Raw genomic sequence first — 18,975 nt, forward strand, 5'->3', positions numbered from 1 at the left:
AATGTTTCTTAAATTCCTTCTAAGACGTGTAATGTATGTGATACCAATGCTAATTGTTACTACAATGGTAGTCTTTTCCTTGATTTTACTTATACCTGGTGATCCTGCCATTGCACTGCTAGGGGACAATGCTACGGAAGAAAAACTGGCCCAGTTGAGGAGTCAACTGGGTCTGGATCAACCTCTATTGGTTCAATATGGGAATTGGCTGTTACATGCCTTTCAAGGCGACCTTGGGAGATCACTTTTCACTGGCGAGATCGTAAGTGAAGCTGTTTTTTCAAGACTTGGCGTAACTCTACAGATCGTCATGACAGCTATGGTTTTCTCATTTGTAATCGGTATGTTCTTTGCCATCACTTCTATTATCAAACCTAATAGCTGGATGGACTATGTTGCCAGGTTTTTTGGTACTCTCGGTACGGCCATCCCTAACTTTTGGTTAGCCATGTTGTTAGTTGTCCTTTTCAGTGTCAAGCTAGGGTGGCTTCCTGCCACTGGTTTTATTAGCCTATTTGAAAGTCCCGCAGGATTTGTACAAAGTGTGCTCCTTCCAGCCTTTTGCCTAGGGGCTTTTGGAGCCGCTCAAATCACTCGTCAATTACGCTCCTCTCTTGTTGAGGTATTGGACACCGACTATATTCGAACTGCTTATTCAAAAGGGTTGTTGTTGTGGGCAGTCATTTGGAAGCACGGGCTAAGGAATGCCATGCTTCCGGTAGTTACGACAGCAGGCCTGTTATTCGGAAATATGCTTGGAGCCACAGTGGTAGTTGAAAATGTGTTTGCCATTCCAGGAATGGGACAGCTGGCTGTTCATTCCATTCTGCAAAGAGATTTCCCCATGCTGCAAGGGGTAGTGCTCGTCATGGTAGTAATGGTGCTTATCATTAACTTTGTTACAGATGTTCTATACGGTCTCCTGGATCCGCGAATTGAATTTGATTGAAAAAGAGGGAGGGGTCAGATGAATGTTCGAATGATCGGCCGTCGACTCGTAAAGGAGCGTCTTGCCTTCGTCAGTCTAATCTATCTTGTATTACTGATACTGGTATCTATATTCGCCCGGCATTTGGCTCCCTTTGATCCAGATGCCCAAAATTTAAACAATTTAATGTTACCGCCAAATGGTACCCATTGGTTTGGTACAGATGAGCTGGGAAGAGATATCTTCAGCCGGCTCCTGCTAGGTGGTCAGGCTGCGATTCAAGCAGGATTAGTTGCAATAATCATTCCCCTTTTTATTGGTGTGCCATTAGGAATTATTTCAGGGTATTTGGGAGGCATAGTGGATGATATCTTTATGCGGATTGTCGATGCCATTCTTTCTTTTCCAGCCATCCTGCTTGCCTTAGGAATCACTGGTGCACTTGGGGTAAGTTTATGGAATGCAATGATTGCCATCGGAATTATCTTTACCCCTCAATTTGCAAGATTGGCGAGGGGGCAGACCCTACAGGTTAGGCGTGAGCCCTACGTGGAAGCATCCAAAATTTCCGGTGCAGGACCCATTTGGATTATGATTCGGCATATTCTCCCTAACATAGCCTCGCCAATCATTGTTCAGGCGTCTTTTAGCTTCAGTCTGGCCATTTTAGTTGAGGCGTCACTAAGCTTTCTGGGAATGGGGGCTCAGTCCCCTCAAATCAGTTGGGGCGGGATGCTTCACCAAGCTTACAGCATGATTGCTGTCAACCCATTGATGATGGTTTTCCCTGGATTAGCCATTTTGGTCTCCGTATTAGCTGGTAACTTTTTTGGCGACGGACTACGGGTTGCCGTCGATCCAAAAATTAAGCGCAATTAGGAGGGGAAGATTTGAAGAGCCACTATGAAACATTATTAGAAGTGAAAAATCTAAAATCCTATTTTCCATCGTCGAGAGGGAATATAAATGCGGTCAATGATGTTTCATTCCATATAGGCAGAGGAGAAATTGTAGCGCTCGTAGGGGAGTCCGGAAGCGGGAAAAGTGTTACCGCTCTATCGATAATGGGTTTGAATGCCCCAACCATTCAGTATGGGAAAAATAGCAGCATCTTATTTAAAGGCGAAAATTTGCTGCAAATGAAGAAACGACAGTTAAAAAAAATCCGCGGCAACGAAATATCCATGATTTTTCAAGATCCAATGTCATCCTTAAATCCCCTCCAAAAGATAGGAACTCAAATTGCTGAACCAATACAGCTGCATCAAGGTTTAAGTTATAAAAAAGCACTCCCGTTGGTTGAAGAATTGTTGACAAAGGTCGGTATACCCGATGCCGGCAGAAGGGTTATGGATTATCCCCACCAGTTATCCGGTGGCATGAGGCAGCGCGTCATGATTGCAATGGCACTGGCATGCAGTCCTTCCTTATTGATTGCAGATGAACCTACTACTGCACTTGATGTAACGATTCAGGCCCAAATTCTTACGATCATGCGCGATTTGCAGAAAGAGACAGGGGTCTCTATTTTGCTCATCACCCATGATCTTGGAGTAGTAGCAGAGATAGCCGATAGGGTGCTTGTCATGTATTGTGGTGAAATTGTGGAAGAAGGCGACGTGTTTTCCATTTTCGAAAGTCCGAAGCATCCTTATACGAAAGGCCTCCTTGATAGTGTACCAAAGCTCAGGGGAGCATCGGAAAGCCGCTTGCAAGCTATTCCTGGGGTAGTTCCGAGTCCTCTGGAACTTCCAAAGGGTTGTAATTTTCAAACCCGTTGCGGCTATGCGACTAGTGAATGTCTCACCAACGCTCCAGTTCTTGAACAAATAGACCGGCAAAACCGTGTTTCCTGTTGGAACCCTTTGGAGGTAAAAACAAAAGAGGTGGCCAATCATGCTTGAACCATTAGTCTCCATAAAAAATGTAAGAAAATATTATCCTGTCGGAAGCGGATTGTTTGGGAAGAAGGATAAATGGCTAAAAGCCGTGGATGGAATAACTCTTGAGGTGAATCCCGGTGAAACATTGGGTTTGGTTGGTGAATCGGGTTGCGGAAAATCTACCTTGGGCCGAATGGTGGTAGGGCTGCACGCTCCAACAGAAGGCCAGGTTCTTTTTGAAGGGAAACCACTGTTGTCCAAAGGAAGAAACAAATTTGAGGTAGGTAAAAAAATCCAGATGATATTCCAGGACCCCTATTCTTCACTTAATCCAAGGATGACTGTGACAAATATCATTGCTGAGCCTTTAATTCTTCACCGTATTGGAACTAGCAAGGAACGAAAACGGCGTGTAGATGAACTTCTTGAACGGGTTGGTTTAACTTCCAGCCATGGTACACGTTATCCGGAAGAATTCTCTGGCGGACAACGTCAAAGAATTGGGATTGCGAGGGCCTTGGCTTTGAATCCACGGTTAATTGTATGTGATGAACCCGTTTCTGCTCTTGATGTTTCCATTCAAGCCCAGATCTTAAACCTTTTAAAGGATATACAGGAAGAGATGAATCTTTCCTATATATTCATTGCCCACGGCCTTCAGGCAGTTAAGCATATTAGTGACCGGACAGTGGTGATGTACCTTGGAAAAGTAATGGAAGTAGCAAAAACGGACCAGTTGTTTGAATCTCCCCTTCATCCTTACACAAAAGCTTTGATATCTGCTGTTCCGGAGCCAGATCCCTCGCTGAGGAACCGTGAAAGAATCATCCTTTCCGGGGATCTTCCAAGTCCGGCAAATCCTCCCGCAGGCTGCAGGTTCCATACACGCTGTCCCTTGGTTCACGACCGTTGCAAACAAGAAGAGCCGCCACTTATTAAAACAGGTGAAGGAAGACATGCTGCATGTTTTTTATATGGTGACCAAACGTACTCATGAGAAAAATAACAGTTTTAGGAGGAATAAGATGAATTGGGAGCCGGAGATCAGCGAACTTCGTCATCGCGAAGAATTAGCGAAGCAAATGGGAGGCACGGAAAGAATTGAGAAGCATAAATCGCGAGGAAAACTGACTGTCAGGGAAAGGATAGATAAGCTGCTTGACCAAGACTCCTTCCATGAAACTGGAGCGATTGCTGGAAAAGCAAAATATAATGAGACAGGTGAAATGATCGACTTTACCCCAGCGAATTTTATCTTGGGGACTGGAAAAATCGAAGGCCGAAAAGTTGTTGTCGGTGCAGATGACTTCACAGTCCGCGGAGGTGCTGCTGATGGAGCAATATACGGGAAACAGCATTATGCAGAACGCATGGCACATGACCTTCAACTTCCAATCATCCGGCTTGTAGACGGCACAGGGGGAGGGGGGAGCGTTAAGGTTCTGGATATGCATGGCCACACTTACGTTCCTGTCAACCCGGCTTGGGATTTGGTAGTGGCTAATATGGAACGTGTTCCGGTTGTAGCTGCTTGCATGGGTTCAGTAGCGGGGTTAGGTGCCGCAAGGGTCGCTGCCTCCCACTTTTCAGTCATGGTAGAGGAAACCTCCCAGCTTTTTGTAGCCGGTCCTCCGGTCGTGAAATATGGAATGGGACAGAATGTGACTAAGGAGGAGTTAGGTGGTATTCGAGTACACCGTTCGAGCGGGGCTGTAGATAATATAGCAAAATCGGAAGAAGATGCCTTCCATCAAATTCGCCGTTTTCTGTCTTATCTGCCGTCGAGTGTGTGGGAGCTGCCTCCTGTTTTACCTACTGAAGATGTCATCGACCGCAGGGATGACCGATTGATTTCGGTGATACCTAGAAACCGAAGGAAGACATACAAAATTCGTGATATCTTACCTATGATATTTGATGAAGGCAGTATTTTTGAGATGGGCCGCTATTATGGTGGAGGTACTGTTACATGCTTTGCCAGGCTAGATGGCCATCCAGTTGGCGTAATAGCACCAGATCCTAATATGAACGGAGGAGGACTAACAGCAGAAAGTTCAGAAAAACTTCAGCGCTTTGTTGACCTGTGCCAGACGTTCCATTTACCGATCGTAAACCTGGTGGATCAGCCTGGCATGGTCATTGGTATCCAATCCGAACAAAAGGGAACAATTCGAAAAGGGGTTCGGGCAATTGCAGCGGTATATCAAGCGACTGTACCCATGATAGAAATCATTATGCGCAGGGTATTTGGTGTAGGCGGAGCCGGAATGACGAATGGACATGGTTTAAACTTACGTTATGCATGGCCCTCAGGTGATTGGGGTTCACTTCCGGTCGAGGGAGGCGTTCAGGTTGCTTACCGCCGGGAACTTGAGGCAAGTGAAAATCCAGGTGCATTATTGCAGGAAATACTGGAACGAATGGAATCGGTTCGTTCTCCTTTCCGTACGGCAGAAGCTTTTGGTGTAGAAGAAATCATCGATCCAAGGGATACACGCCCTTTGCTTTGTGATTGGGTGAAGGATGCCTATCGTCTTCTTCCTCAACAGCTGGGCCTTTCCCATCATGGAATGAGGCCTTAGTCTGTAAAATGAACCAATCTCAATTTTTGTGTAAAGTGTAACTTTACTTCTAATAGAGAGGGACTTAGGCCATAAAAATAGAGTTTCACTATGGTCTCCTTTTTAAAAACTCCCTTTGTAAATTTGCAGCTCCAGTACGATCTTGTTCACATCATCTTATTATCGAGACTAGCATGAAACAATAATAAGAGGAGGAAGCAGGCTATGAATCAATTAGAACTATATAAATTAATCGCTTCAGAAGAAGAGGTCGTAACAAAAAGTCTTGAACGTTGGGCTGGCATCTTCGGCGACAAAACCTTTATCTATTATGGTGAAACCGAAAAAAAAATAAGCTATAAGAACTTTGATCAACTAACAAATAGCATTGGACACTGTCTGAAAGCCCGCGGTGTTGAGAAAGGTGACCGAGTGTCCGTTTTTTTGAAAAATCCTCTGATCATGACACTTGCGATGTTCGGAATTTGGAAGTGTGGCGCGGTTTTTAGTCCGATTAATTTTAATTACCGTGGAAAGCTGCTTAGTTATCAGCTAAAGGACACTCAACCCAAGATACTCATAACAGAACGGACAATGGTTCCAATCTTAAACGAAATTCGTTCGGAAATTAGCGAACTAATTACAGCTGTACATAATCCGCAAGAAGGCGACCATGACTTTGTAGCAGAAACAGCGGAAATGAAACTAGATGAGAGGTATGGCGAAACCTCCTTTGAAAAGTTTCTCCAAGGAGATATTAGTAAACCCGATATAGAACTTAACTATTGGGATACGGCGAATATCATTTATACTTCTGGAACTACCGGGCATCCGAAAGGAGTGGTCCAATCACATCGCTGGATCAATGGATATACTCAACGGATGAGGCATATTATGTGTCCGGAAGATGTGGTATATAATGATCTCCCGCTTTACCATGTGGGTGGTGCGTTTGCTAATATTGCAAAGGCAGCGTATGCGGGCTGTACAGTCGCCTTGTGGGATAAATTCAGTCCAAATCAATTTTGGAACCGGATTAAAAAGAGCCAGGCGACAAATGCTATTTTGCTGGATGTCATGATTCCTTGGCTAATGAACGCCAGGCCTAAGGAAGACGATAGGCACAATACCCTCAATAAAGTACACATGCAGCCCCTTCCTAAGTATCATAACGACGTCGCTAAACGGTTTGGTTTTGATATAGTCAGTGCTGGGTTTGGCCAAACAGAGTCAGGAAATCCGATAGGCAGCGTGATCGTGGAGATGGAGGAAGAGCAGGGAACACCTGATGACCTATTTAAGGGTTTAACTCGGCAGGAGATCATTTCTCAATGCGAGAAACATAGCATTCCGGTCATTGATGGAGAAAAAGAGCTAAGTAAAGGCTTTATGGGAAAAGAAACTGTGTTTTTTGAGGTAGCCATTCTTGATGATAACGATGTGGAAATGCCCGTTGGAGAGGTTGGTCAAATTGCGCTCCGGCCCCGTTTGCCACATCTAATATTACAAGAATATTTTAACAAGCATGAATCGACAAAAGAAGCGTTAAAGAACCTGTGGTTCCACACTGGCGATGCTGGATACCTAGGGAAAGATGGATATTATTATTTTGTTGATCGCTTAGGAAGTGTAATCCGTTGCCGTGGGGAGAAAATCTCATCCTATCAATTGGAAGATCTTATGAATGGCCATCCTCATATCGATTTTTGCGCTGCGATTCCTGTCCCCGCAGAGGAAGGAGATGAAGACGATATCGCCGTCTTTATTGTCAAACAGGATGGAGCAACAGTAGAAGAGGTTGATTTACGAGAATGGGTAAAGAATAAAATGCCTAAATATATGTGGCCAAAGTATATCCGATTTACCCAGGAGCTTCCTCGCACACCAACAAATAAAGTAGAGAAGTATAAGTTAAGAGAAGAAATAATGTCCGAATTGAAAGAATTAAAACCGGAAATGGCTTAATGTGAATAATGGAAGAATGTAGTCGTAATTACCTCTGTTATAATGTTAAAAAGCAAGTATGCTAATCACTAAATACATGCCTGCTGAGAAGAAAAATCTAGAAATATAAATATCTTTTAAATATAAAACTCTATAGAAAAAAATCCGTGGATTTCCCTACTAGCGAAATCCACGGTAGTGAAATGAACCTGTTTTTATTTACATAAGCGGGAATGCTTAAGTCAGTGCTACGGCCTGTCCAACGCTTTGCAGACCAGGTTTTCCACTTTCAACCTTAAAAGAAATTCTTGTTGAGACCGGGGCGCCGGGACGGCTTACATAAGGAATGATCCGGTAATCTGATTGCCACGATTGTGGGGTGACTGTACACCGCACATATCCCCGCTGATTGGTATAAAATTTGATATGCGGGTTTTCCTTCAACATGTTCTTTCCATAGCTCGCTATATCGTAGCCGTCTCCACCTGATGTGATAGAGGTGCCGACGAATTCTACGCCGATTGCCGGTGAGTTTGGGTTTGTATAGTCCAGTTTAATATCATTTGCCCAGTTGGTATGTACATCTCCAGTTAAAACGACAAGGTTAGGAATGTTGTGTTCGTTAATATAGGTCAGTATTCGGTTCCGTGCCGCAGGGTAGCCATCCCATGCGTCCATGCTCAGATTATCTCCGTCTCCCATTTTTCCATCACGACGTGCAAAAAACACTTGTTGAGCCAGTACATTCCAGGTGGCGGTTGATTTGCCCAGCTCACCAAGCAGCCATGCTTCTTGGTCATTTCCAAGCATTGTCCGGTTTGGATCTTCTGATTCAGCAGTTGGTGCTTTCCAAAGATCTCCATTTGCCTGGTCATCTCGGAACTGGCGAGTATCCAAAATGTTGAATTGTGCCAGGTTGCCGTATGTAAGCTTTCTGTACAACTGCATATTGTCTTTATGCGGGATTGAGGTACGCCTTAATGGCATATGTTCATAGTATGCCTGGTAGGCGGCAGCTCTTCGGATAGCAAATTGCTCAAGGGTTTGGTCATTCTGGGATGGGACGCCTCCCGCATAATTATCTTCTACCTCGTGGTCATCCCAAGTTACAACCCATGGAAATGCTTCATGCACCTTTTGAAGATCTATGTCACTTTTGTAAAGAGCATAACGATTCCTGTAATCTTCTAACGTATGAATCTCCGGAGTATTATGGATGCGACCGCCAGCTCCATCTCCGCTTTGCCCGGTTTCATATATATAATCACCTAGATGGAACACGAGATCCAAATCTTCCTTTGCCATGTGGTCATACGCAGTAAAGTAATCATTATAATGCTGGCATGAAGCAAAGGCGAAAGTGAGCTTCGAGACATCCGCCGTAAATGGGGGAAGCGTTTTCGTCCGCCCGACCTGGCTTATATCATTGCCTACCTTAAATCTATAAAAATACTCCGTACCCGGTTCAAGACCATAGACTTCTGCATGGACAGAATGGCCAAACTGCGCTCTAGCAAATTCAACTCCATGCTTCACGACATTACGGAAATATACATCTCTGGCAATCTCCCATTTTACTGGTACGTCTTGCTCTTTCATCCCTCCGCCAGTAAGCGGGTCTGGCGCAAGGCGAGTCCAGAGGACAACGCTGTCTGGCAATGGTTCCCCGGAGGCAATGCCGAGCGTAAAAGGATAAGACTTAAACATTGGTGTTTCAGCGGAAACCGAGAGTCCGTTAAACTGGTTGGCTATCGTTAAACCAAGAGCCAGGCTTGCCACTCTGCCAGATGCTTGGAGAAATTTCCTGCGGTCAAGCGATCCAGCAGCTTCTTCCTTTTTTAGAATTCTTCTGACTTCATCAAAACCATGATTATGTTTCAAACTGATTTTCCCCTCTCATTAACCTCTGAAAATTAGCTGGATAATTGTGTTTGTCAAATTCATTTTAAAGAAGGAATATTGGCGAACTATTAAAAAAATTTAATAAAATTATAAATTTTTACTAGAAATGTAAATAGAAACTTTACCTAAATGAGGACTAATGGATGGTGGGAATTTTTGAATTTCATTCTAATTGCTTAAATCAATCATGGTTCCACTACGATCGATATGGCATAAAGTGCTGGAGGGCGATGGAATTAGGTGTAGAGTTGAGAGGGGAATTTTTTTGGTAGATGTATGTATTGTTGTGTTTAAGAATGAAGTCAATTATACTGGCTAAAAAAATGAATCGCAATGGTTCTCGCATGATCTTATACATACGAGAAAGGACTCTCCCACAGGTGAAGTCCTTTTTTTACGCTTATCATCTATTATATAAAATCCTTTAAAGTCATCTGTTTAACCTCTTCTATATGCTCATCCATTAAATCCTGGGCTATCGAAATATTCATTTTTATTAGAGCATTTAGAATATCCTTATGTTTTTCATTTGCACGGCGGGGGCGTTCCGGAGTTTTGGCAACCATTACGCCAATCCAGGTAATTTGAGCCTCGAGAGACTCCATCATTTTGATCAATCGGCCGTTTTTTGAATGAAGCACAAGGGATTTGTGAAAATGTCGGTCAAATTGGAAAAACGACTGATAATCTCCTTTTATGATCTCCTTATCCACATCCAATGCAGTTGCGTAGATGGTTTCTAAATATTGGTGTGAGATATTAGGCATTGCGAGCTTTATAGCCTGCCTTTCAAGAGCTTTTCTAACCTCAAATATTTCTTCGATATCCTTTTGGTTTGGCGTGCTTACGAATGTGCCAGATCGGCTTTTCACTTCAATTAATCCATCCTGCTGGAGTAATTGTAAGGCATCTCTTAATGGAGTTTTACTGACACCTAACTCATTTGCGATGTCATTGTAATCAATCCTTGTCCCGGGCTTTAAGTCGTTATGGACAATTTTATCTCTTAAATAAGAATATATTTTTTGATTTAAATTACGGGTATCCAATTGTGCTTTACTCAAGTTTTTCACTCCTATTCATAGTAATAACTTAAGTTTTAGAAAATATTGTCATTTTTATCTAATATATCAGATATAATGTACCAATATTACTTTTTCTTCACCAAAAGGGGGGAGCTTGTTGAAAAGTATTGCACTATTTGGATTAACAGGACAGGGGATTGAAACCGCTGGTGAAATCCTATCTAAAGCAATCGAAGCTCTAGGTTATGCACATAGAAATTGGCGTGATTTCTCAACCATTATTCGCGGCGGAAATACTTCCTTTGAAATCTACATCGCTGATAAATTCGAAGCCGAACCACCACCTAGAATAGAAGAAATAGATTTGGCAGTTGTTTGGAACGAGGAAGGAGCAGATCGCTATTTATCCAGGCTAAAGGATAAAGCGATGATTTTCGGTCCCGAGAACGTTAAGAGTATATCAAGTGAGCATCAAGGAAATTCTCCGAAACTTGGATTTAACGTTTGGGCTCTTGGAATAGTAAGCGGTTATCTCGGTATTCCGTATCAACAGGTTGAAGTCGAAGTTGAAAGAAGATTTAAAAAAGGGAGAAATACCGATCTGTTAGATGCAGGTTATCAGTTGGGATTATTTGTTACAACGGCGGAGCCGCTCACAAATTTATCGATTGAAAATGCAACCATTTCCGGAAATGATGCATTGTGTCTTGGGGCTATTGCTGGAGATGTTAGATACTACTACGGTTACCCTATTACTCCAGCCTCCGAGATACTGGAAAACCTGACAAAATGGCTGCCGCCACTAGGCGGAGGAGCATACCAGGTTGAAGATGAAATGGCAGCCATACATGCAGCTTTAGGGTGCAGCTATGCCGGGAAACGGACTTTTGTTGCTACGAGCGGGCCTGGATTAGCATTAATGACCGAAGGATTAGGGTATGCTGCAGCAACAGAAATCCCGTTGGTGTTAGTTGATAATCAACGTGGAGGACCCTCTACAGGCATGCCAACAAAAACAGAACAAAGCGATTTATTGCACCTTATGAATGCAGGACATGGGGAATTTCCCCGTATCCTGCTAACCCCAACAAGTGTATTGGATTGTATCGTCACGATACAAGAAGCATTAAACCTCTCTGAGTATTATCAATGCCCCGTAATTATAGCTTTAGATTTAGATCTTGCACTTAGAAAAATATCCCTTCCATGGCAAAACATAGAGAACGCGATCAAATCCATTGAAATAGACCGTGGACCAACCATCTTAGATTCTGAAGTAACAGGACCCTACAAAAGGTATGAGGCAGCTGGCAGCGGATCGCCCGTGCGGACAGTACCTGGGGTAAAAGGCGGTGAACATGTAGTCAGCGGTGATGAACATGATGAAAGAGGACTCATGGAGCCTGATTTTAAAAAGGTTCGCAACACGTTACATATAAGGCGGTTAAGAAAGGCTGATTCCATCCAATACAATCGCCCATTTACAACAATAGGAGATGAGGATGCACTCATTACGATTATTGGTACGGGGGCGATGGGTGAGTTAATTAAGAATTTTGTGAATAATAACTCCGGTTATAATGGCTTGTTGATTCGCCAGCTTTGTCCACTGCCTGATGAGGCCTTGAGAATTGCCTTAAAGAACTCGAATAAAATCATAGTTGCAGAATACAATGCCAAAGCTCAAATACGTACTATATTAGAAGCAGGACTGAAAGACAAAGAAGTCCAATCTCTCCTAAGGTATGATGGCGAACACTATACGGACAGAGAATTTAATGACGAAGTGGCAGCCATATTAACAAGATTTACTAGGAATCTTACATTTTAGGGGGCCATATAATGGTGGAAACATTAACAGCAAAGGATTTTTCGAATGGGAATACACCTACATGGTGTCCAGGTTGTGGAGACTTTGGTGTACTGAGAGGCATCCAAAGCGCATTAGCAAAATTAAATGTCAGGCCGGAAAATGCAGTACTTGTGTCTGGCATCGGATGCAGCGGTAAAATATCGCATTATTTTGGCGGCTATTCAATCCATACAACTCATGGAAGAACATTGCCAACAGCATTAGGGATTAAATCCTCCCGACCTGAGTTAACAGTGATTGCAGCAGGTGGTGATGGAGACGGATACGGAATAGGCGTAGGCCATCTTGTACATGCTGCACGGCGAAATTTAAATGTTACCTATATTGTGATGGATAATTCGGTATATGGAAATACAAAAGGTCAAACTTCACCAACCAGTCCGATTGGGTATCAATCCTCCACTACCCCTGGAGGCAATAGTGACCAGCCAATTAACCCGCTTTTATTAGCATGGTCTTCTGGGGCAACTTTCATTGGCCAGGGTTTCTCAGGTGATATCAAGCATTTGGAAGACTTAATCATCAAGGGCATTCAACATAATGGATTTTCATTAATCAATATATTTAGTCCATGTGTTGTTTTCAATAAAGCTCAGGGATACGATTTTTATAAAAAGAATATAACTTATCAAGAACGTCCTGCTGAAACAAGTCCGGAATTAGTTTCGGTAATCTCTGAAAATCCTTTTAGTGTTGGTGTGCTTTGGCAGAACAATACTCGCAAAACCAAAACTCCACAACCACAAGTAGTGCAAAGAGATCTCATAACCTACTTAAAAGCCAGCATCGGATAAAGTCCCGGGCAAAAGGAGAGTAACGAATACAAGGGGTGATGAAATGGAAGGTAAAATCTTCGAATACTTAGATAAATATAATTATGAAAATCTATTCTTTTTCAATGATAATGAAACGGGGCTAAAGGGTGTTGTTTGTATTCATGATACAACCTTGGGACCAGCAACCGGCGGACTTAGAATGTGGACTTATCAGAATGAATGGGATGCAATCGAAGATGCCCTAAGGCTGGGCAAAGGAATGACATATAAATATGCTGCTGCCGGGGTGGACCTTGGCGGTGGAAAAGCTGTTATAATTGGCGATCCAAAAAAGCAAAAAAGTGAAGCCTTGTTTCGAGCATTCGGACGCTTTATCAATCGATTAAACGGCTTATATATTACTGGGCAAGATGTAGGTACTACATTACGGGATATGGAAACCATCCGGCTGGAGACTCCTTATGTAGTGACTCTGCCAAGAGAGTTTGGCGGTGCAGGAGAAATCTCTCCCTATACTGCCCTCGGTGTTTATCAGGCAATCAAAGCTTGCACAAAGGAGAAGCTGGGAACAGATCGTCTCGAGGGTGTGCGAATTGCCGTTCAAGGTGTGGGAAGTGTAGGCTATCACCTTGTTAAACATCTAGCAGAAGAAGGAGCTATCATTACGATTGCAGACATCGATGCGAAGAGGACGAATGAAGTAGCAGAAGAGTTTGGAACAAATGTAGATTCCATAGATAAGATTCATGCATTGGATGTTGATATTTTCTCCCCTTGTGCACTTGGTAAAGTGATAAATGACCGTTCTATAGAGGAATTGAAATGTTCGATCGTTGCAGGGTGTGCAAACAACCAACTAGCTGAAGAAAAACATGGTGACTACCTGGATGAACTTGGCATCCTATATGCACCTGACTACATTGCAAATGCTGGGGGAACGATTTTTGATACAGATCGTATCAAACCAGGCGGATTTAATGAACAAAGAGGGGTCAATGCTGTGAAACGCATTTATGAAACAATGACAGATTTAATTCATATTTCAAAAACTGAGAAAATACCAACCTATAAAGCTGCGGATTTATTTGCAGAAAGAAGAATTGAGAGTGTTGGAAAAGCGAAGCATGTGCGAAAACAAAGTTCCATCTTTAAATAGTAATTTGAAGGGAGAGATTGATTTGCGGTTAAAAGACAAGGTTTGTATTGTAACAGGTTCTAGCATGGGAATCGGTGAAGCAATTTCGGAAAGATTTGCCGAGGAAGGGGCAAAAGTAGTTGTAAACTCCCGCAGTCAGGAAAGAGCGGATCAAACGGCAAGAAGCCTGCGAGAAAAGGGGTATGAGGTATGTGCGATTGCTGCGGATATGGCGAACAAACAATCTGTAGAGAACCTAGTTGCAACAACCATCCAAAAATACGGACAAATCGATGTATTTGTAAATAATGCAGGGATCAACCGGATCGGCCCTTCCATGGCATTAAGTGAAGAGGATTGGAAGGCTGTACTGGACACGAATCTATCCGGGGTTTTCTTTGGATGCCAGGAAGCAGGAAAAGCGATGGAAAAGGTCGGAGGGGGCTCCATCATCAATATTACCTCTGTTTATGGCCAGGTCTGCGTTCCAATGAGAGCAGCCTATAGCTCGACTAAACACGGCATGATCGGCTTAACAAAGGTATTAGCAGTCGAATGGGCAGAAAAAAACATCCGAGTTAACGCGGTAGCACCTGCTTATATAAAAACTCCATTAGATGAAACGGACCAAGAGGCTGGCGGCTATGATGACCAGGATGTAGTCAGGCGAACACCGCTTCGCCGCTTTGGGACAACAAAGGAAGTGGCAGATGTTGTCTTGTTTTTAGCAACCGATGAATCAAGCTATGTGACCGGTACTACCTATAACGTAGATGGAGGTTGGGTAGCATATGGAGGCTGGTAAAGGGGGGATGTTTATTGGCGGTAAAATTGATTCGCTCGGAAAACTATGAATTTGAAAAAATGGACGGTACCATCGGGCCTGGTGAAGGGTTGATTTCAAGAAGCGTTACAGATGAAGTATCCGAAACTTTGGGTGCCGGCATCGTTATATTAAAACAATGCAAATTTCCTTGGACTCTTTTATATGACGAAACGATTTATGTAATTGACGGCGAGGTAAAAATTGAAACGGATGGAAACAGGTTTATCGGGCATCAAGGAGATTCCTTTTTTATTGAAAAAGGTACATCGATTATATATGAAAGTACAACACAGGCATCCTTTTATTATGCTTTGTATCCAGCAAACTGGAAGCATAAATACAGATAATAAAGTACTTTTAAAGCCAATAGAAGAATCTTTTCTTAATGGAAAGATTCTTCTATATCAATATACACAATCATTCTTCTTTCCCTAACCTCCATTATTCTGCAGTATCATTTACCATCTCATTCCTTTCCAATAGTCTTAGTACATGTAAAATTTTCAAAATATTCTTTAAATTAATCAACTTGTTGGTTGATCAAACGAACTCACAAGGTTGAAAAATTAGTAAATATTGAATGGAGTGTGAAACGTATGAATATGGTCATTCTATTTGAATTGATTCTTTACTTTGTAGCGATGCTGGGAGTTGGAGTCTATTATAGCCGTAAAAATCTTGGGTACGATGACTATCATCTTGGAGGCAATAAAATTCCGGGATGGGCTTTGGCTTTTTCAGAAAGGTCAACTGAGGCTTCGGCATGGTTGTTATTAGGAGCAACAGGTTTTGCTTTTTCGACAGGACTTTCAAGCATATGGCTATTTCTTGGAATGTTAGCAGGAATTATAGTGTCATGGGTATTTTTAGCGAAAAAGTTTATGGAAGAAAGAATAAAGTATAACGTACTGACACTGCCTGATTATTTATCAGCCAAGTTCCCAAAACATGCAAACTTAATCAGGGGCATTGGGGCTATCATTATTATTCCTTTCTTTACTCTGTACGTGGGAACTCAGTTTGGAGGGACAGGGAAGACGTTAGAGCAAACAATGGGCATTGATCCATTAACAGGTATTCTGATCGTGGCAGCGGTTGTAATTGTATATTCTTGCCTGGGAGGGTTTCTATCAGTTGTATGGACAGATGCCATCCAAGCGATTTTAATGGTGACTACACTCGTTATTTTGCCTATTGTAGCATTGATCAAAATCTCGGCATCAGACCTGTCCATAAGTCATGCACTAATTCAAGCAGGCAATGGAGCGGATTCCTGGACTGGTGGTGCAACTGGATTTGCTATTGGGCTTTTAATATATACAAACTTTTCTTGGGCGTTAGGGTATCTTGGAGGGCAACCGCATATCAGTGCAAGGTTTATGGCATTAAAAAACGAACAGGATGCCAAAATCGGAAGAAACTTTGCGATTCTTTGGGGAGTATTAGCCTATGGCGGTGCATTCTTGATCGGTATTACAGGTTTGACGTTATATGGTTCTGATTCAGTAGAAAATGTTGAAATGATTTTACCTTTTATGCTGACCGAGCTGCTTCCAGGATGGTTAGTTGGTATCTTGCTTGCCGGGATTTTAGCAGCTATTATGTCTACAGTGTCTTCTCAGTTATTAGTGGTCACTAGTTCGATAAGTGAAGATATTTTGCACAAGATTATGGGTATCCAGTTCACCGAAAAACAGCTTTTAATGATTTCACGTTTGACCGTTACTGTGGTTGGACTAATTGGATTAGTAATCGGGCTTATGTCTAAATCTTTAATTTATGTTGTGATTGGCTGGGCTTGGGCCGGGGTTGGAAATAGCTTTGCCGCTGCCATTCTATTAACTTTCTTTTGGAAACGAGTCTCGGGTGCTGGTGTCATTGCTGCGCTTCTTACTGGATTTGTTAGCACCATTATCTGGATCAATACACCGCTCGAATCCATGTTTACTTCCCGTGGCGCAACATTGATTCTTGCCTTAATCGCTGGAGTCATTGTCAGTTTGATGAAGCCTGAAGAGAAGGAGGGCTCCTCTGGAGAGAATCGGGGAATATTGACATCGTGATTGTGCGTAAGGGTAAAAAGTCCACATTAATGTGATTCTATAAAAAATCACATGGTGGAATTTTACACTATTACTACGAGCAGCTAATAGCTAGCTCTTTTTTAATTGTTTTAATTTAGATTGATGTTTTTACCGATATTGCTAGGACCTTGCTATAATTGCGGCTACAAGGCGGTTGCCATCAGGCGGGAAAACAAAAGGGCTGAATCCGAGACAATAACGAACTCATGCCCAACTAGCTGATTAAAATTTGGGTCTACCTTTTTTGTTTCAGATACAGCTTCTCCAGTAGTATAATACATAGCTTATATTAATAATGATTACCAAGGAATAATCCCATTTTCATTTAGAATTTTACCATTGTAATTTGTTTCGCTTAAGGCATATTTGACAATGATTTGTGCACCTTCCGCAGTTGTTTTGCCTCCTGGGGCATTTCCGTTAAGGTCAGTGCTGGTAAAACCAGGTGTCACGCCTAAAATTTCAGGGCCGTTTGTGCCAAATTCTTTACCAAAGGTTAATGTTAAAGAGTTCACAGCGGTTTTTGATGAGTTATAGCCTAATATATTGAGTGGTGCAACTTCACCATTCTCGAACATTGTTTGAGAAGCCATATCGGTAGTAACGTTTAGGATTTTTCCGGATGGTGATTTTTTTACTAGTGGTAAAAACGTTTGGATCATTTGAAACGTTCCAAAGAAGTTAACATCAAATTCTTGACGCAGCGTTTCTAATTTTAGTTCACTAGGCAAAATGTTGAAATCGAGTGCAATCCCTGCATTATTTATTAACAAGTCTAGGTGATCCGTAACTTGAAGGATTTTATTTTTTGCGTTTTGAATGGATTGTGTGTCTGAAATGTCAACTTGAACATATGTAACATTCGAAAAGCCTAATGCTTGTACAGCTTTTTCTCCGAGTTCTTCGTTGCGGGCTCCTAAAAATACGTGATAATTTTTTTCTGCTAATTGACGGACAATTTCATACCCAATACCTTTATTAGCTCCTGTTACAAAAGCGAATTTTGTCATCTTTTTTCCTCCAATGTTTTATTGATTCATACAATAAAAAGATACACCTTAAACCTATGATCAGGTCAAGTTTCTTGTGTTTTTTTAGGTCAAACGGTAAAACTTTTTTTATCGGGAACAATAGTTTTATTTAAGGAAATCAGAGTTATTATCCTGCTATGATAAGGTATGGATGGCCACTATTTTTTATTCAGATAATATGTTGAGGATTAGGCTGCCATTAGGCGGATTAAAGGGGGAAGAGGTTAGAAAGGTTTGTTAAAATGTTATTTAATGGGAGTTAATGGATGTACAAGTTCTAAGGTATTTTGAGAATTTAGAATCAAAACACAAGGGAATCCAATATGAATACTTGCTGATAATTAGCCAGAGCTTTTTAGAAAGTTGTATAAAGCTAGTAGAAGGCCCTTTGAGATAAAATCTTTCAAGAATCTTCTTTACTTAGTGTTTTGTAAAATTTTCACTCCACCAACCGGGCAGGTGCAACAAAAGACTTCCATAAAAAGTGGAAAATGTTCTTAAGGAAACAACAGTGTTTCATTAAGCGATTTACGGGAATAAAGGGGGTAGACTAAGTAAAAAAGGAGTAGATGTTGGTGAAAGTTATTTTAATCTTGGCTTTAATTGTTATCGCATATATGGTATATAAAAAGGTTTTTAAACGAAGATAGATAAAACGAGTAATTGAATTTCTTTCCCGAGTCGGTCTTTTTGTACCAGCCGATTATTTAATTGTTTTCGAATAGGCATCACTGTTGTCCGCTGTCTCGGTTGCCTGGGCCAATATTTCTTCCATTTCGGAGACCATCCGATGGATGTTGTGGAATTTTGCGTTCATATATAGCTCAAAGCTCTTTATCTCGTCGGTCAACTGCTCTAATTCCTTTAATAATTGTTTCATGAAAATAACACTCCGTTGAGCCGTCTGTCCGGCAGGATGTTGTTAACTTTTTCTATTATGCTTTGTATCGTTATTGCCATATGCAGTGTAGGAGTTGTAGCATAATTGTAAACGTCTTGAAAAAATA

The 18,975-nt window shown here is 41.9% G+C and carries 16 protein-coding genes; 12 read left to right on the forward strand and 4 right to left on the reverse strand.

From position 1 onward, the window contains the following. Position 1: 1 nt before the first annotated feature. The 6 genes from CUU64_RS07390 to CUU64_RS07415 all read left to right on the forward strand — a co-directional run bounded on the left by CUU64_RS07390 (position 2) and on the right by CUU64_RS07415 (position 7,337). A complete protein-coding gene (locus CUU64_RS07390) occupies positions 2–949 on the forward strand; it encodes an ABC transporter permease (protein ID WP_101632866.1) in 948 nt (315 codons plus the stop codon). 18 nt (positions 950–967) lie between these two features. Further along, positions 968–1,807: an ABC transporter permease gene (locus CUU64_RS07395; protein ID WP_101632867.1), complete on the forward strand. Its 840-nt coding sequence runs from the start codon at positions 968–970 to the stop codon at positions 1,805–1,807. 11 nt (positions 1,808–1,818) lie between these two features. Further along, positions 1,819–2,832 (forward strand): ABC transporter ATP-binding protein, encoded by a 1,014-nt coding sequence (locus tag CUU64_RS07400; RefSeq protein ID WP_101632868.1) that lies wholly within the window; start codon positions 1,819–1,821, stop codon positions 2,830–2,832. Continuing rightward, the gene (locus CUU64_RS07405; RefSeq protein ID WP_101632869.1) at positions 2,825–3,808 is read left to right on the forward strand and encodes an ABC transporter ATP-binding protein; all 984 of its coding nucleotides are present in this window, start codon (positions 2,825–2,827) and stop codon (positions 3,806–3,808) included. Before CUU64_RS07400 ends, CUU64_RS07405 begins: the two co-directional genes overlap by 8 nt. A gap of 28 nt (positions 3,809–3,836) precedes the next feature. Next, complete coding sequence (locus tag CUU64_RS07410; RefSeq protein ID WP_101632870.1) at positions 3,837–5,393, forward strand: acyl-CoA carboxylase subunit beta; 1,557 nt, start codon at positions 3,837–3,839, stop codon at positions 5,391–5,393. 204 nt (positions 5,394–5,597) lie between these two features. Then, positions 5,598–7,337 (forward strand): AMP-binding protein, encoded by a 1,740-nt coding sequence (locus tag CUU64_RS07415; RefSeq protein WP_101632871.1) that lies wholly within the window; start codon positions 5,598–5,600, stop codon positions 7,335–7,337. A gap of 216 nt (positions 7,338–7,553) precedes the next feature. On the opposite strand, the gene CUU64_RS07420 is transcribed toward CUU64_RS07415, so the two are convergent. Then, positions 7,554–9,197 carry an alkaline phosphatase D family protein gene (locus tag CUU64_RS07420; protein ID WP_101632872.1) on the reverse strand — a complete coding sequence of 548 codons (1,644 nt, stop codon included), beginning with the start codon at positions 9,195–9,197 and terminating at the stop codon, positions 7,554–7,556. A 431-nt stretch (positions 9,198–9,628) separates the two neighbouring features. Continuing rightward, complete coding sequence (locus CUU64_RS07425; RefSeq protein WP_257985450.1) at positions 9,629–10,282, reverse strand: GntR family transcriptional regulator; 654 nt, start codon at positions 10,280–10,282, stop codon at positions 9,629–9,631. Positions 10,283–10,400: 118 nt separating this feature from the next. Between CUU64_RS07425 and CUU64_RS07430 the strand changes: the two genes are divergently transcribed. The 6 genes from CUU64_RS07430 (at position 10,401) to CUU64_RS07455 (ending at position 16,916) form a co-directional block, all read left to right on the forward strand. Continuing rightward, the gene (locus CUU64_RS07430) at positions 10,401–12,074 is read left to right on the forward strand and encodes a 2-oxoacid:acceptor oxidoreductase family protein (protein ID WP_142383600.1); all 1,674 of its coding nucleotides are present in this window, start codon (positions 10,401–10,403) and stop codon (positions 12,072–12,074) included. An 11-nt stretch (positions 12,075–12,085) separates the two neighbouring features. After that, a complete protein-coding gene (locus CUU64_RS07435; protein ID WP_101632875.1) occupies positions 12,086–12,910 on the forward strand; it encodes a thiamine pyrophosphate-dependent enzyme in 825 nt (274 codons plus the stop codon). A gap of 43 nt (positions 12,911–12,953) precedes the next feature. Continuing rightward, positions 12,954–14,048 (forward strand): Leu/Phe/Val dehydrogenase, encoded by a 1,095-nt coding sequence (locus CUU64_RS07440; RefSeq protein ID WP_101632876.1) that lies wholly within the window; start codon positions 12,954–12,956, stop codon positions 14,046–14,048. Between the two features lie 22 nt (positions 14,049–14,070). Further along, positions 14,071–14,832, forward strand: a complete 762-nt coding sequence (locus CUU64_RS07445) for an SDR family NAD(P)-dependent oxidoreductase (protein ID WP_219621862.1) — start codon at positions 14,071–14,073, stop codon at positions 14,830–14,832. A gap of 14 nt (positions 14,833–14,846) precedes the next feature. Beyond that, positions 14,847–15,200, forward strand: a complete 354-nt coding sequence (locus CUU64_RS07450; protein ID WP_180954498.1) for a cupin domain-containing protein — start codon at positions 14,847–14,849, stop codon at positions 15,198–15,200. Positions 15,201–15,449: 249 nt separating this feature from the next. Next, a complete protein-coding gene (locus CUU64_RS07455) occupies positions 15,450–16,916 on the forward strand; it encodes a sodium/proline symporter (RefSeq protein WP_101632879.1) in 1,467 nt (488 codons plus the stop codon). 320 nt (positions 16,917–17,236) lie between these two features. On the opposite strand, the gene CUU64_RS07460 is transcribed toward CUU64_RS07455, so the two are convergent. Continuing rightward, a complete protein-coding gene (locus CUU64_RS07460) occupies positions 17,237–17,947 on the reverse strand; it encodes an SDR family NAD(P)-dependent oxidoreductase (protein ID WP_101632880.1) in 711 nt (236 codons plus the stop codon). A 724-nt stretch (positions 17,948–18,671) separates the two neighbouring features. Further along, positions 18,672–18,848, reverse strand: a complete 177-nt coding sequence (locus CUU64_RS21900) for a hypothetical protein (RefSeq protein ID WP_180954499.1) — start codon at positions 18,846–18,848, stop codon at positions 18,672–18,674. Positions 18,849–18,975: the final 127 nt, after the last annotated feature.

This window comes from Bacillus sp. V5-8f, assembly GCF_002863565.1.
Taxonomy (GTDB): domain Bacteria; phylum Bacillota; class Bacilli; order Bacillales; family DSM-1321; genus Peribacillus.